Raw genomic sequence first — 14253 nt, 5'->3', positions numbered from 1 at the left:
CCAATTCCAAGCGGTTAGAATGCCGCAGACCCACTCAGGCCGGGCTGTAGAGCGCAGGTAATGTCCACGATAGCAGAGAATATTGCAAAGGTTCGCACGCGTATCCGTGAGGCGGCGCAAGCCTCGGAGCGTGATTTTTCCGCCATCGGCCTGCTGGCCGTGAGCAAGACCAAACCGGCGGCCGCGATCCGCGAGGCGCACGCCTGTGGCGTCGTCGATTTCGGCGAGAACTACCTGCAGGAGGCCCTGGCCAAGCAGCAGGAACTCACCGACCTGCCGTTGACCTGGCATTTCATCGGCCCCATCCAGTCGAACAAGACCAAGCCCATCGCCGAGCACTTCCACTGGGTGCACTCGGTGGACCGCCTGAAGATCGCCGAACGCCTCTCTGCGCAGCGCCCGGCCGGCTCCGCGCCGCTGAACGTCTGCCTGCAGGTGAACGTCAGCGGCGAGGCGAGCAAGTCCGGCTGCGCCCCCGAGGAGCTGCCGGCCCTGGCGGCGGCGGTCTCGACCCTGCCGAACCTGCGCCTGCGCGGGCTGATGGCCATCCCCGAACCCACGGAGGACCGGGCCGAGCAGCACGCCGCCTTCGCCCGCCTCCGGCAGCTTGCACACTCACTGGACCTGCCACTGGACACCCTGTCCATGGGCATGAGCCACGATCTCGAAGCGGCCATAGCCGAAGGTGCCACCTGGGTCCGCATCGGTACGGCCCTGTTCGGCGCCCGCGACTACGGCCAGCCCGCACAGCAATAAGGAAGGAAGCATTCATGAGCACTACCCGCATCGCGTTCATCGGCGCCGGCAACATGGCCGCCAGCCTGATCGGCGGCCTGCGCGCCCAGGGCGTCCCGGCCAGCCATATCCGCGCCAGCGATCCCGGCGCCGAGCAGCGCGCCAAGGTGGCCGCCGAGCACGGCATCGAGGTGGTGGAAAGCAACGCCGAGGCGGTGCGTGACGCCGACGTGGTGGTCCTGGCCACCAAGCCCCAGGTGATGAAGGCCGTGTGCGAAGCCCTCGCGCCGAGCCTGTCCGCCGGGCAGCTGATCGTTTCCATCGCCGCCGGCATCCCCTGCGCCAGCCTCGCGCGCTGGCTGGGCGTCGACTCCATCGTGCGCTGCATGCCCAACACCCCGGCGCTGCTGGGTGAGGGCGCCAGCGGCCTGTACGCCACCGCCGCGGTCAGCGCCGAACAGCGCCAGCAGGCCGAGCAGTTGCTCAACGCCGTGGGCATCGCCCTGTGGCTGGACGAAGAGAAGCAGATCGACGCCGTCACCGCGGTTTCCGGCAGCGGCCCGGCCTATTTCTTCCTGCTCATGGAAGCCATGACCGCCGCCGGCGAGAAGCTCGGGCTGAGCCCGGACGTCGCCGCCCGCCTGACCCTGCAGACCGCCCTCGGCGCCGCGCGCATGGCGGTGGCCAGCGATGTCGGCCCGGCCGAACTGCGCCGCCGCGTGACCTCGCCCAACGGCACCACCGAGGCGGCCATCAAGTCCTTCCAGGGCAACGCCTTCGAGTCCCTGGTGGAGCAGGCGCTGCAAGCCGCCGACCAGCGCTCCGCCGAGCTGGCGGAACAACTGGGCCAGTGACCGCCATGCGCCCGCCGTCGCTGCGACACCTGCGCTCCCCGCTGGAGCGCGCCACTGCGGGCGCAGCCTTGCTGGCCCTGGCCCTCTTTTCCGGCAACGCCGCACAGGCTGCCGACTGCCCCGCCCCCGTGGCATCGGAACAGACGGTGGCCGCCGCCCAGCAGGAACTGCAACGCCGCCTCGACGAGCGCACCGGCGAACTCGACGACGCCCTCGCCGCGCCCCTGGTGGCGGCACTGGACGCCTACAAGGAAGCGCTCGCCAGCGCGATCGACGCGCAACTGGCCTGCAGCGACGAAGCCGTCGAGCCTGCGGCCCTGCAGGCGCAACTCGCCTCGCACCTGGCACCCGGCGACGGCGAAACCGGGACGGACGACGAAGGCACCGTTTTCGTGGTGCGCCGCGAGGACGCGCCCGATCCCATGCTGCTGGTCAACGCCGGCTTCGGCATCCCCTGCGGCGACGACAACCTGCTGCTCGGCTACAGCCGCGAGGACGGCCGCTGGGTGCGCAGCCTGGACTGGCGCAGCAAGGGCTATACCGAGATTTCCGGGGCCAATGGCGACTTCTTCCGCTTCCTGCGCCTTTCCGGCGGGCAGCTGGTGATCGCCCACGGCACGCCCTGGTGCACCTCGCGCTGGAGCCGCCTGGCCATCGACGTCGTCCAGCCGCGCCAGGGCGGTGAGCCCCAGCGCGCCCTCGACCACCTCGAGCACGGCTATGTGCGCGACGAGGTGGAGACCCGCCTCAAGCCCACCCCGGATGGCTTCGAGCTGCGTACCGAAGTGGGCATGCTGGATGTGGACCTGCTCACCCGTCCCGGCATCCTCCGCTACCGCCTGGACGGCGGGGCGCTGCACCGGGTGCAGCCCGCCGCCAGGAGCGGCCGCGACTTCGTCGACGAGTGGCTGCAGGTGGGTGCGGAAACCGCCCGTGAATGGAGCGACCCGGACACCGCCAGCGACACCCTCGCCGCCCGCGAGCGCCTGCTGGCCCTGGAAGCGCGGCGCGACGTGACCCTCAACTACGGCGCCGTGCGTGGCTGCAAGGCCGCGCCGGAGCGCTTCCAGGTGGAAGTGGAGCTGAGCAGCGAGCAGCCCCTGGAGGACGGCGACCACCGCTACCTGACGATCCGCCAGGAGCCCGGCGGCTTCACCCTGCTGGCGGTGAGCGACGCGGCGGACCCGGGTTGCCAGGGGCCCGACCTGATGGCGGGGCGCTGAGAAAACCGCCATGCATACAGCCCGCAACAGATTTTCGCGACTGCCGGCGACGAATTCCCTACATTATTCCCACGCAACCCCGTGGCACGCCGATCGCGCCATGCGCCCCGTGCTCGTCCATGGGGTCCCAACGCCCACAAGGAACGCCTAATGACCGGACTTTCCACCGCCGCCATCTACGTCATCCAGACCCTCGGCAGCCTGTACCTGCTGATCGTCCTGCTGCGCTTCATCCTGCAACTGGTGCGCGCCGACTTCTACAACCCCCTCAGCCAGTTCATCGTGCGCGCCACCAAGCCGCTGCTGAACCCCCTGCGCAAGGTCATCCCCGGCTTCGGCGGGCTGGACCTGGCCTCCCTGGTGCTGGCCATCCTGATCCAGCTGCTGCTGATGATCGTCACCCTGGTCCTGATGGGCTACGGCGTCGCCGGCTACGTCCTGCAACTGCTGGTCTGGTCGCTGATCGCGGTGACCTCGCTGTTCATCAAGGTGTTCTTCTTCGCCATGATCATCAGCGTGATCCTCTCCTGGGTCGCCCCCAACAGCTACAACCCCGGCGCCCAGCTGGTGAACCAGATCTGCGAACCGCTGCTGGCGCCCTTCCGCAAGCTGCTGCCCAACCTGGGCGGCCTGGACATCTCGCCGATCTTCGCCTTCATCGCCCTGCGCCTGATCGACATGCTGGTGATCGGCAACCTGGCGGTGATGACCGGGATGCCGAAGATCCTCAGCCCCTTCATGTGATGAGCTTCTTTCGCTGGGACGGCGAGGACCTGCTCCTCGACGTCCACCTGCAGCCCAAGGCGAGCCGCGACGAATTCGCCGGGCTGCATGGCGAACGCTTGAAGATCCGCCTCACCGCGCCGCCGGTCGAAGGCAAGGCCAACGCCCACCTGCTGGCCTTCCTCGGCCAGGCCTTCGGCGTCGCCAAGAGCCTGGTGAGCCTGGAAAGCGGCGAGCTGAACCGGCAGAAGCGCGTGCGCATCCGCCACCCGCAGAAGCTCCCGGACCTGCCCGGACTGACCGCTCGCCCCCTCTGACAGACCTTAAGGCGGGAGGCGGGGCGAGCCGATTGACGGCGCTGCCGGGCCCCGGATAATGCGAGACATTCCTCCGCTCGCGCCATTCAGGGGCGGGCCGCCCGGCCAGGGCAAGCGGCAGCCGCCAGGTCGCCGTCGCATCGATATCGAGTTCCCACATTTCTGTACGCAGGACGCGCTACCGGAAGGAGAGCCAGGATGAGCATGGAACGTCTCAGTCAACAGGTCGATGCCTACGTGGCCTGGAAACGCGAGCTGGTCCGCGAGATCACTCGCTACCGCAGCTGGCTGGAGCACAACCGCCTCAACTCCGCAGCGGTGCAGGACAAGCTCGAGCGCGCCCTGCGCCTGCTGCGCACCGACCACATCACCCTGGCCTTCGTCGGCGAGTTCTCCCGCGGCAAGACCGAGCTGATCAACAGCCTGTTCTTCTCCGAGTTCGGCCAGCGCATGCTGCCGTCCCACGCCGGGCGCACCACCATGTGCCCCACCGAGCTGTTCTTCGACCCGCGCTCGGAACGCTCCTATATCCGCCTGCTGCCGATCGAGACGCGCACCGCCTCGGCCAGCGTCGCGCAGTTCAAGCGCATCCCCCGGCACTGGGTGAACATCCCGCTGGACACCAGCGACCCGGACAACATGGTCCAGGCCTTCACCCAGGTGGCCAAGACCAAGCCGATGCCGGTGGAGCAGGCGATCCAGCTTGGCTTCCACCCCGACGCCCTCGAATCCGCCGGCCGCCCCGGCATGGTGCTGGTGCCGGCGTGGCGCCACGCGATGGTCAACTTCGACCACCCGCTGCTGCGCCAGGGCCTGCGCATCCTCGACACCCCGGGCCTCAACGCCCTGGGCAGCGAGCCGGAGCTGACCCTGTCGATGCTGCCCAGCGCCCAGGCGATCATCTTCCTGCTGGCCGCCGACACCGGCGTCACCGCCAGCGACATGGACATCTGGCAGCAGCACATCCGCCAGCTCGACGAGGACACCCAGACCAGCCTGTTCGCCGTGCTGAACAAGATCGACGTGCTCTGGGACGACCTGGCCGGCGAGACCTTCGTGCAGAACGCGATCCGCCAGATCCAGGAGTCCACCGCCCGCCAGCTCGGCATCCGCCGCGAGGACGTGTTGCCGCTGTCGGCCAAGCAGGCGCTGCTGGCCAAGGTGCGCAAGGACCATGAACTGCTCGAGCGCAGCCAGATGGCCAACCTCGAGACCCTGCTCTGCGAGCGCATCGTCGCGCAGAAGGAGCGCCTGCTTGAAACCCGCGTGGTCAACCAGGTGCTGGCCCTGCTGCAGAACAGCCAGCACGTCCTGAGCCTGCGCCTGGAGAAGGTGCGCGAGCAGCAGGAGCTGCTCAGCAACCACCAGCAGGACAATGGCCAGATGCTCTTCGAGCTGACCGCCCGCACCAAGGAAGACCATGCCCGCCACCACCGCCGGCTGCTCGGCCTGAAGACCAACCAGCGCCTGCTCAAGCGCCAGGGCGACACGCTGCGCGCCGCCGCGCGCCCCGAACGCCTGGAGGAACACCTGGCCAAGGTGCGGCGCAACCTCACCAGCAGCTGGACGACGGTCGGCATCAACCAGGCCATCCTGCATTTCTTCCGTTCGGTGGAGGCCGACCTGCACAGCCTCGAACACGAGGCCGACATGGCCAACAAGATGGTCCTGGCCATCTACCGCCGGCACAACGAGGAAAACCCGCTGCAAGGCGTCGACGCTCCGCAGTTCGATGTCTTCCGCTACCAGCGCGAGCTGCGCCAGCTGCGCGGCAAGGCCGACCAGTTCCGCCTGCACCTCAAGACCCTGCTCACCGAGCAGCGCCTGCTCACCCGCCGCTTCTTCGCCACCCTGGTCCAGGAAGTGATCGGCATGCACCAGCGCCTGCGCCAGGACGCCGCGCAGTGGGCCAACGAGGCGCTGATGCCGCTGATGCAGAACACCCTGGAGCACAAGCAGCTGCTGGAAACCCACATGCTGCGCCTCAAGGCCCTGGCCCAGGACACCCAGCAGGCGCGCCAGCGCGTGCTGCAGCTGTCGCGCTACACCGACGAGCTGGAGAAGCAGCTGGTCCAGGCCAACGACATGCTCCGCGCGCTGCGTCGCCCGGCGCCCATCCAGCGCCAGGGCAAGGTGGTCAGCCTGCCCGGCCTGGTGCGCCAGCAGCACGAGGCCTGAGCCTTTCGATTCAAGGGTTTGGCCGCCGTTCCGCCTGCTTGCCGGGTGGGACGGTGCTCTTTAGACTGGCGCCCTTCCCAGATAAAGAGCAGCGGCTGCGATGCCCACCGTCATCCCCGAAGATTCCGTCGGCCTGGTCACGCCCCAGGTGCAGCGTTTCAGCGAACCGCTGCCGCTGGCTTGCGGTCGCAGCCTGGCCGAGTACGAGCTGGTCTACGAGACCTACGGCGAGCTGAACGCCAGCCGCAGCAACGCCGTGCTGATCTGCCACGCCCTCTCGGGCCATCACCACGCCGCCGGCTACCACAGCATGGAAGACCGCAAGCCGGGCTGGTGGGACAGCTGCATCGGCCCCGGCAAGGCCATCGACACCCGCCGCTTCTTCGTCGTCAGCCTGAACAACCTCGGCGGCTGCAACGGCTCCACCGGTCCCTCCAGCATCAACCCGGCCACCGGCAAGCCCTTCGGCGCCGACTTCCCGGTGATGACGGTGGAGGACTGGGTGCACAGCCAGGCACGCCTGGCCGACACCCTGGGCATCAGCCAGTGGGCCGCGGTGGTCGGCGGCAGCCTCGGCGGCATGCAGGCCCTGCAATGGACCATCAGCTACCCCGAGCGCGTGCGCCACTGCCTGGCCATCGCCTCGGCGCCCAAGCTCTCGGCGCAGAACATCGCCTTCAACGAGGTGGCGCGCCAGGCCATCCTCACCGACCCGGAGTTCCACGGCGGCCACTTCCAGGACCAGGGCGTGATCCCCAAGCGCGGCCTGATGCTGGCGCGCATGGTCGGCCACATCACCTACCTCTCCGATGACGCCATGGGTGAGAAATTCGGCCGCGGCCTGAAAAGCGAGAAGCTCAACTACGACTTCCACAGCGTCGAGTTCCAGGTGGAGAGCTACCTGCGCTACCAGGGCGAGGAGTTCTCCGGCCGCTTCGACGCCAACACCTACCTGCTGATGACCAAGGCCCTGGACTACTACGACCCGGCTGCGGCCCACGACGGTGACCTGGCCAGGACCCTGGCCGGCGCCACGGCAGACTTCTGCGTGATGTCCTTCACCACCGACTGGCGCTTCTCTCCGGCCCGCTCGCGGGAGATCGTCGACGCCCTCACCGCCGCGCGGAAGAACGTCTGCTACCTGGAGATCGACGCGCCGCAGGGCCACGACGCCTTCCTCATGCCGATCCCGCGTTACCTGCAAGCCTTCAGCGGTTACATGAACCGCATCGCCGTCTAAGGGAGCCACCGTGCGCGCCGACCTCGAAATCATCCAGGACTGGATCCCCGCCGGCAGCCGCGTGCTCGACCTCGGCTGCGGCGACGGCGAACTGCTGGCCTGGCTGCGTGACCACAAGCAGGTCACCGGCTACGGCCTGGAGATCGACCCGGACAACATCGCCCAGTGCATCGGCAAGGGCGTCAACGTCATCGAGCAGGACCTGGACAAGGGCCTTGGCAACTTCGCCAGCAACAGCTTCGACGTGGTGGTGATGACCCAGGCGCTGCAGGCCGTGCACTACCCCGACCGCATCCTCGAAGAGATGCTGCGCGTCGGCCGCCAGTGCATCATCACCTTCCCCAACTTCGGCCACTGGCGCTGCCGCTGGTACCTCGCGCGCAACGGCCGCATGCCGGTGTCCGAGTTCCTGCCGTACACCTGGTACAACACGCCGAACATCCACTTCTGCACCTTCAAGGACTTCGAGGCCCTGTGCCGTGAAATGAAAATGAAGGTGCTCGACCGCCTGGCGGTCGACCATGAGCACCGCCACAACCTGGGAAGCCGTCTATGGCCTAATCTCCTGGGTGAGATCGGCATCTATCGCGTCAGCGGCCCCAGCGTGCTGGAAAGCCGTATCGCGATCTGACTGGAGACCGCCACCATGCGCCGCCTGACCCTTTTCCTCCTCGCCCTGTGCCTGGCCCTGCCGGCCGCAGCCGAACGCAAGCAGACCTTCGGTGACCTGGACGTGCATTACAGCGCGTTCAACTCGAGCTTCCTGCAGCCCGATGTCGCCGCCGCCGTCGGCCTGATCCGCAGCAAGACCCAGGGCGTGGTCAACATCGCGGTGCTCAAGGCCGGCAAGGCCAGCACCGCCCAGGTCAGCGGCCAGGTCAAGGACCTGCTCGGCAAGGTCACCCCGCTCACCTTCAAGCAGGTCAACGAGGGCGGCGCCATCTACTACCTGGCGCAGTTCCCCTTCAGCCAGCGCGAGATGCTCAACTTCACCCTGACGGTGCAGCAGGGCGACAACGCGCCGAACACCTTCAACTTCGACCAGGAATTCTTCCCAGACGAATGATGCCCTTCAAAGAACTGGTGCTGGCCAGCCACAACGCCGGCAAGCTCAAGGAACTCCAGTCCATGCTCGGCGACAGCGTGCGCGTGCGCTCGATCGGCGAATTCAGCGACGTCGAACCCGAGGAAACCGGCCTGACCTTTGTCGAGAACGCCATCCTCAAGGCGCGCAACGCCGCCCGCGTGTCCGGCCTGCCGGCCCTGGCAGACGACTCCGGTCTGGCCGTGGACTTCCTCGGCGGCGCCCCCGGCATCTACTCGGCACGCTACGCCGACGGCCAGGGTGACGCGGCCAACAACGCCAAGCTGCTGGCCGCACTGAAGGACGTGCCGGAAGCCGAGCGCGGCGCGCAGTTCATCTGCTCCCTGGCGCTGATGCGTCACGCCGACGACCCGCTGCCGATCCTCTGCGAAGGCGTCTGGCGCGGCCGCATCCTCTTCGAGGCCCGGGGCGAGCACGGCTTCGGCTACGACCCGCTGTTCTGGGTGCCGGAGGGCGACTGCTCCAGCGCCGAGATGCCGCCCGCCGAGAAGAACCGCTTCAGCCATCGCGCCCGCGCCATGGCCCTGTTGAAGCAGCGGTTGGGGATATGAAGAAGGAAGCTGCAAGCCACGAGCTGCAAGCCACAAGCGAAGAAGCTCCAAACTTGCCGCTTGCAGCTTCGAGCTTCCAGCTGCCGCCTCTGGCGGCCTACATCCACATCCCGTGGTGCGTGCGCAAGTGCCCGTACTGCGACTTCAACTCCCATGCCGCAGGCCCCGAGCTGCCCGAAGAGGCCTATGTCGACGCGCTGCTGGCGGACCTGGACGCGGACCTGCGCCACGTCCACGGTCGCGAGCTGACTTCGATCTTCTTCGGTGGCGGCACGCCCAGCCTGTTCAGCGCCAGTGCCCTTGGCCGCCTGCTGGATGGCGTCGAGCGGCGCGTGCCCTTCGCCCGCGACATCGAGATCACCCTGGAAGCCAACCCGGGCACCTTCGAGCAGGCCAAGTTCTCCGCCTACCGGCAGCTGGGCATCAATCGCCTGTCCATCGGTGTGCAGAGCTTCCAGGAAGCCAAGCTCAAGGCCCTGGGGCGCATCCACGACGGCGGCGAGGCGATCCGCGCCGCCGACATGGCGCGCAAGGCCGGCTTCGACAACTTCAACCTCGACCTGATGCACGGCCTGCCGGAGCAATCCATCGAGGACGCCCTGGACGACCTGCGCATCGCCATCGAGCAGGCACCGACGCACCTGTCCTGGTACCAGCTGACCATGGAGCCGAACACGGTGTTCTGGACCCAGCCACCGGAGCTGCCCGAGGACGACATCCTCTGGGACATCCAGGAGGCCGGTCAGGCGCTACTGGCCGAGCACGGCTACGCCCAGTACGAGGTCTCCGCCTATGCCCGGGAAGGCCGGCGCGCGCGGCACAACCTCAACTACTGGACCTTCGGCGACTTCCTTGGCATTGGCGCCGGCGCCCATGCCAAGCTGAGCGATCCGGCCGGGCACATCGTGCGCACCTGGAAGACCCGCCTGCCCAAGGACTACCTGGACCCGGCCAAGGCCTTCCAGGCTGGCGAGCGGGTGCTGGACGCCGGCGAGCTGCCCTTCGAGTTCCTCATGAACGTGCTGCGCCTCACCGATGGCGTACAGGCCGAGCTGTTCCCCACGCGCACCGGCCTGCCGCTGTCCGGCCTCGCCGAAGCACGCCGCGAAGCCGAGGCTCGTGGCCTGCTGGACGCCGACCCGGCACGCCTGGTGGCGACCCGGGAAGGCCAGCTGTTCCTCAACGACCTGCTGCAACACTTCCTGCCCTGAGGGGCTAAGGACAACGGATGGACCTGTTTCTGGACCTGGTCGCGACACTCTCCCGCTGGAGCCGCAGCCACCTCTACGACATCTCCCTGGCCATCATGGCGACCCTGCTGGTGCTGCTCGGCCCCGGCATCAACGCCTGGATCCAGCAACGCATCGGCGGTCTCAACTTCCTCTTCCGCACGCTGCTGTTCGTCGCCCTGTGCGCGCTGGGCTACGGCCTGGCGATGATCTTCCTCACCCCCTGGCTGGCCAAGGGCCTGGGTTATTTCAACAACTACACCCTGGCGCCCGTCCTGCTACTAGTCTTCTTCCTGATCGGCGTCCTCGCCGACCGCAACTGAGGCCCAGGGCACGCTCCGGCGGCCACTGGCCGCCATGTCATCGAAGGAGCACGCCATGAAGCCGATCAAGCACCTCTACATGCACTTCCAGGACGGCCAGCGCCTGGCGCTGCGCTTTCCCCAGCAGTCCAGCGACCCGGTCGAGGTCGCACGCGGGCTGCGCAAGCAGATGGAATCGGCCTTCGTCAGCATCGAAGTGGACGGCGACCTGCTGCTCATCCCCCGCGAGAGCATCAAGTACATGCAGATCAGCCCTGCCCCGCCAGCCCTGCCGGAGCAGACCATCATCGGCGCGGAGATGATCAACTAGCGCCGCGCGGACTCGGCCTGCCCCGCGCACCCGGACGACACTTTCGCGCCCAATAAAAAGCCGCCCCGAAGGGCGGCTGGAGTGGCCAGGCAGGCCGGAATATCAGTTGCCTTCGCGGCGCAGGGCCTGCGGCGTGAAGTCACGCGGGCTCAGTGGCGCGTTGAAGTCGTACATGGGCTCGTTGTTGTCGAGGCCATCGGCGAAGTAGCGGCCGCCCTTGAAGTCGTAGATGGTCTCCAGGGTGCTGCCGAACATCGGTACATCGTAGTAGCTGATCGGGTGGCTTTCCTGCAGGCCGATCAACTGGCCGTCCTTGTCGTACAGGTCGACCGCGAGGATCTGCCAGCTGTCCTCGTCTATGTAGAAGCGCCGCTTGGCGTAGGGGTGGGCGAAGCCCTTGCGCAGGGTCGCCTCGACCACCCAGGTGCGGTGCAGCTCGTAGCGCAGCAGGTCCGGGTTGACGAACTTGGTCTTGAGGATCTGATCGTAGGGGATGCCCTTCTGGTGCACGGCGTAGCTGTTGTAGGGCACCAGGGTTTCCTGCTTGCCCACCAGCTTCCACTCGTAGCGCTCCGGGGCACCGTTGTAGGAGTCGACGACGTCGGCGGTGGCCATGCCGTTGGTGTCCGGCTGCAGGGTGTCGTAGGCCAGCATCGGCAGGCGACGCACGCGGCGTTCGCCACGGTTGAAGCGCCACGCCTTGCGGATCGACAGCACCTGGTCGAGGGTCTCCTGCACCACCAGCGCGGAACCTGCCAGCTTGGCCGGCGCTACGACGGCGTACTTGTAATAGAAGATGGTGTTTTCCAGGTCCTTCGGCTGCACGCCGTCACGGCCGTACACGAAGTAGATGTTGCGATCCAGCTTGAGCAGGTTGTAGCTGCCGTTGGCCAGCACCGCCGCCTGGTTGGTGACGAAGTGGATCTGGTCGCCGCGGTAACGCAGGATGTGGTTCCAGATGACTTCCAGGCCGCTGGAAGGGATCGGGAAGGGGATGCCCGCCGCCACGCCCTGAACACCGTTGCCGCCGGCGATCAGCTCGCCGTTGAGGGCGTTGAAGCGGGTGGCGTCATAGATGCGCTGCGGCGCCGCGGCACTGCGATGGGTGGGGAACACGCGCACGGAGTAGTCCGGGTAGGTCTCCACCAGCGCCTTGAGGCCGGCCGGCAGCTGCGCCGCGTACTGGCCGACGTTCTTGCTGTTGATGACGTACTTGGGGGCCTCGGCCCCGAAGGGGTCGGGGTGGTGCATGCCGGGCTGGTAGCCCGCCGGCGGCGTCGACAGGCCGCCGTCCCACGCCGGGATCGAGCCCTCGGCATTGCCCGCGCGCTGACCGCCCAGCGGCGTCAGCTCCCCACCGAGCCGCGCGGCATCGTCGGCACCGACCTTGGCCTGCGCCTGCAGGGCACAGGAGGCCAGAAGCAGAATTGCAAACTTTCTCAACACAGCCTTCTCCTCGCGGTGCGTTCGAGTCGCACCGCTATTGTTCTTGTGCCACCACCACTATAGGCGGGGCTCTTTATCTACGTCGGATCAGGTGAGGGTGCCGTCCTGGCGCCGGGTGGTCCCGGTCTAGGGTTGTGCTCGTCCGTGGCGTTCGCGGCCTGGGCCGCGAAGGTGTATCAGTCGATGCGCTGGAACTTGAGGTCCCATACGCCGTGGCCGAGGCGCTCGCCGCGGCGTTCGAACTTGGTGATCGGGCGCTCTTGCGGGCGCGGTACGTAGCGACCGTCTTCCGCCAGGTTGCGGTAGCCGGGCGCGGCGTTCATCACCTCCAGCATGTGTTCCGCGTAGTGCTCCCAGTCGGTGGCCATGTGCAGCACGCCCCCGATGCGCAGCTTGCTGCGTACCAGTTCGGCGAAGGCCGGCTGGACGATGCGACGCTTGTGGTGGCGCGACTTGTGCCACGGGTCCGGGAAGAACAGCAGCACGCGCTCGAGGCTGTCATCGGCCACGCAGTCGCGCAGCACTTCCAGGGCGTCGCAGCTGTAGACGCGGATGTTGGTCAGGCCTTGGGTCATGGCGCCGTTGAGCAGCGCGCCGACGCCGGGGCGGTGAACCTCGACACCGATGAAATCCTGGTCCGGCGCGGCGGCGGCCATCTCCAGGGTGGCGTGGCCCATGCCGAAGCCTATCTCGAAGGTGCGCGGGGCGCTGCGGCCGAATACCGCGTCGAAGTCACGCGGGCCGTCGGCCAGGTCCAGGCCGAATTTCGGCCAGCCCTGGTCGAGGCCACGTTGCTGGCCTTCGGTCATGCGCCCGGCGCGCATCACGAAACTCTTGATGGTGCGGTGACGCACTTCGCCGGCTTCTGCCGGCGAGTCCTGCTGTTCAGTCATGGTTTATCTCAGCGGATCAGACCATCCAGCGGCGACGAGGCGCTGGCGTAGAGCTTGCGCGGCATGCGCCCGGCCAGGTAGGCGAGGCGGCCGGCGACGATGGCGTGCTTCATGGCCTCGCCCATCATCACCGGGTCCTGGGCGTGGGCGATGGCGGTGTTCATCAACACGGCCTCGCAACCCAGTTCCATGGCGATGGTGGCATCGGAGGCGGTGCCCACGCCGGCATCCACCAGCACCGGTACCTTGGCTTCCTCGAGGATGATGCGCAGGTTGTAGGGGTTGCAGATGCCCAGGCCCGAGCCGATCAGGCCGGCCAGAGGCATCACCGCGATGCAGCCCATCTCGGCCAGCTGGCGGGCGATGATGGGGTCGTCGCTGGTGTAGACCATCACGTCGAAACCTTCCTTGACCAGCACTTCGGCGGCTTTGAGGGTCTCGATCACGTTGGGGAAGAGGGTCTTCTGGTCGGCCAGGACTTCCAGCTTGACCAGGTTGTGCCCATCCAGCAGCTCGCGGGCCAGGCGGCAGGTGCGCACGGCTTCCACCGCGTCGTAGCAGCCGGCGGTGTTCGGCAGGATGGTGTAGCGGCTCGGCGGGATCACGTCGAGCAGGTTGGGCTCGCCGGGGTTCTGGCCGATGTTGGTGCGGCGCACCGCGACGGTGACGATCTCGGCACCCGAGGCCTCGATGGCGCGGCGGGTTTCGTCGAGGTCCTTGTACTTGCCGGTGCCGACCAGCAGGCGCGACTCATAGGTACGACCAGCCAGGGTGAATGGCTTGTCGATCGGCGTATGGCTCATGAGGACTCCTAGCGGGCGGCCTAGCCGCCACCGATGGCGTGTACCACTTCGACCCGGTCGCCTTCGCTGAGCGCGGTGGCGGCATGCTGGCTGCGCGGCACGATATCGAGGTTGAGTTCGACCGCGACACGGCGGCCAGTCAGGTCCAGGCGCGCGATCAGGTCCGCGACGGTCTGGCCGTCGGGCAGCTCGAAAGGTTCGCCGTTCAACTGAATGTGCATGACGATGCGGTCACAACTTGAGGGGTCGGCATTCTAGCCCGATCCATGCCGATGACCAAGGCTGAATGGCGCCATTCGTCCTCATTTTTGACGCCAGGGTCA

17 protein-coding genes are annotated in these 14253 nt (G+C 67.4%); 13 read left to right on the top strand and 4 right to left on the bottom strand.

The genetic code is table 11. The features are described 5' to 3' along the window. Positions 1-60 precede the first annotated feature (60 nt). The 13 genes from PHLH3_RS02020 (at position 61) to PHLH3_RS01960 (ending at position 10788) form a co-directional block, all read left to right on the top strand. Entirely contained in the window at positions 61-756 is a 696-nt protein-coding gene (locus tag PHLH3_RS02020) for a YggS family pyridoxal phosphate-dependent enzyme (RefSeq protein ID WP_213627934.1), read from the top strand. Between the two features lie 14 nt (positions 757-770). Beyond that, positions 771-1589 carry a pyrroline-5-carboxylate reductase gene (proC, locus tag PHLH3_RS02015; RefSeq protein WP_213627932.1) on the top strand — a complete coding sequence of 273 codons (819 nt, stop codon included), beginning with the start codon at positions 771-773 and terminating at the stop codon, positions 1587-1589. Between the two features lie 5 nt (positions 1590-1594). Continuing rightward, positions 1595-2812 (top strand): hypothetical protein, encoded by a 1218-nt coding sequence (locus PHLH3_RS02010; protein WP_213627930.1) that lies wholly within the window; start codon positions 1595-1597, stop codon positions 2810-2812. 150 nt (positions 2813-2962) lie between these two features. After that, positions 2963-3556: a YggT family protein gene (locus PHLH3_RS02005; protein WP_173175076.1), complete on the top strand. Its 594-nt coding sequence runs from the start codon at positions 2963-2965 to the stop codon at positions 3554-3556. After that, positions 3556-3852 (top strand): DUF167 domain-containing protein, encoded by a 297-nt coding sequence (locus tag PHLH3_RS02000; protein ID WP_213627928.1) that lies wholly within the window; start codon positions 3556-3558, stop codon positions 3850-3852. The genes PHLH3_RS02005 and PHLH3_RS02000 overlap by 1 nt, the downstream gene beginning before the upstream one ends. A gap of 198 nt (positions 3853-4050) precedes the next feature. Then, positions 4051-6030, top strand: coding sequence for a dynamin-like GTPase family protein (locus tag PHLH3_RS01995; protein WP_213627926.1), 1980 nt, complete (start codon positions 4051-4053; stop codon positions 6028-6030). Between the two features lie 100 nt (positions 6031-6130). Further along, positions 6131-7270: a homoserine O-acetyltransferase gene (locus tag PHLH3_RS01990; protein WP_213627924.1), complete on the top strand. Its 1140-nt coding sequence runs from the start codon at positions 6131-6133 to the stop codon at positions 7268-7270. A gap of 10 nt (positions 7271-7280) precedes the next feature. Further along, positions 7281-7901 carry a methionine biosynthesis protein MetW gene (gene metW, locus PHLH3_RS01985; protein WP_213627922.1) on the top strand — a complete coding sequence of 207 codons (621 nt, stop codon included), beginning with the start codon at positions 7281-7283 and terminating at the stop codon, positions 7899-7901. Between the two features lie 15 nt (positions 7902-7916). Then, positions 7917-8336 carry a DUF4426 domain-containing protein gene (locus PHLH3_RS01980; RefSeq protein WP_213627920.1) on the top strand — a complete coding sequence of 140 codons (420 nt, stop codon included), beginning with the start codon at positions 7917-7919 and terminating at the stop codon, positions 8334-8336. Then, a complete protein-coding gene (gene rdgB / locus PHLH3_RS01975) occupies positions 8333-8926 on the top strand; it encodes an RdgB/HAM1 family non-canonical purine NTP pyrophosphatase (RefSeq protein ID WP_213627918.1) in 594 nt (197 codons plus the stop codon). Before PHLH3_RS01980 ends, rdgB begins: the two co-directional genes overlap by 4 nt. A 53-nt stretch (positions 8927-8979) precedes the next feature. Beyond that, positions 8980-10137, top strand: coding sequence for a radical SAM family heme chaperone HemW (gene hemW, locus PHLH3_RS01970; RefSeq protein WP_244862970.1), 1158 nt, complete (start codon positions 8980-8982; stop codon positions 10135-10137). A gap of 17 nt (positions 10138-10154) precedes the next feature. After that, entirely contained in the window at positions 10155-10478 is a 324-nt protein-coding gene (locus tag PHLH3_RS01965; RefSeq protein ID WP_213627914.1) for a DUF3392 domain-containing protein, read from the top strand. Between the two features lie 55 nt (positions 10479-10533). After that, complete coding sequence (locus PHLH3_RS01960; RefSeq protein WP_213627912.1) at positions 10534-10788, top strand: hypothetical protein; 255 nt, start codon at positions 10534-10536, stop codon at positions 10786-10788. Positions 10789-10890: 102 nt separating this feature from the next. Here the strand turns inward: PHLH3_RS01960 and PHLH3_RS01955 are convergent, their stop codons facing one another. The 4 genes from PHLH3_RS01955 to thiS form a co-directional block, all read right to left on the bottom strand. Then, positions 10891-12234, bottom strand: a complete 1344-nt coding sequence (locus tag PHLH3_RS01955; protein ID WP_213627910.1) for a DUF1329 domain-containing protein — start codon at positions 12232-12234, stop codon at positions 10891-10893. A gap of 176 nt (positions 12235-12410) precedes the next feature. Further along, a complete protein-coding gene (gene trmB / locus PHLH3_RS01950) occupies positions 12411-13127 on the bottom strand; it encodes a tRNA (guanosine(46)-N7)-methyltransferase TrmB (protein WP_213627908.1) in 717 nt (238 codons plus the stop codon). A gap of 8 nt (positions 13128-13135) precedes the next feature. Beyond that, positions 13136-13930 carry a thiazole synthase gene (locus tag PHLH3_RS01945; protein WP_213627906.1) on the bottom strand — a complete coding sequence of 265 codons (795 nt, stop codon included), beginning with the start codon at positions 13928-13930 and terminating at the stop codon, positions 13136-13138. 20 nt (positions 13931-13950) lie between these two features. Further along, positions 13951-14151, bottom strand: coding sequence for a sulfur carrier protein ThiS (gene thiS / locus PHLH3_RS01940; RefSeq protein ID WP_111262615.1), 201 nt, complete (start codon positions 14149-14151; stop codon positions 13951-13953). Positions 14152-14253: the final 102 nt, after the last annotated feature.

It is taken from the genome of Pseudomonas sp. Pc102 (genome assembly GCF_018408275.1).
Taxonomy (GTDB): domain Bacteria; phylum Pseudomonadota; class Gammaproteobacteria; order Pseudomonadales; family Pseudomonadaceae; genus Metapseudomonas; species Metapseudomonas tohonis.
Note: the sequence above shows the minus strand (reverse complement) of the source record. Positions and strands in the feature narration are given on the sequence as shown.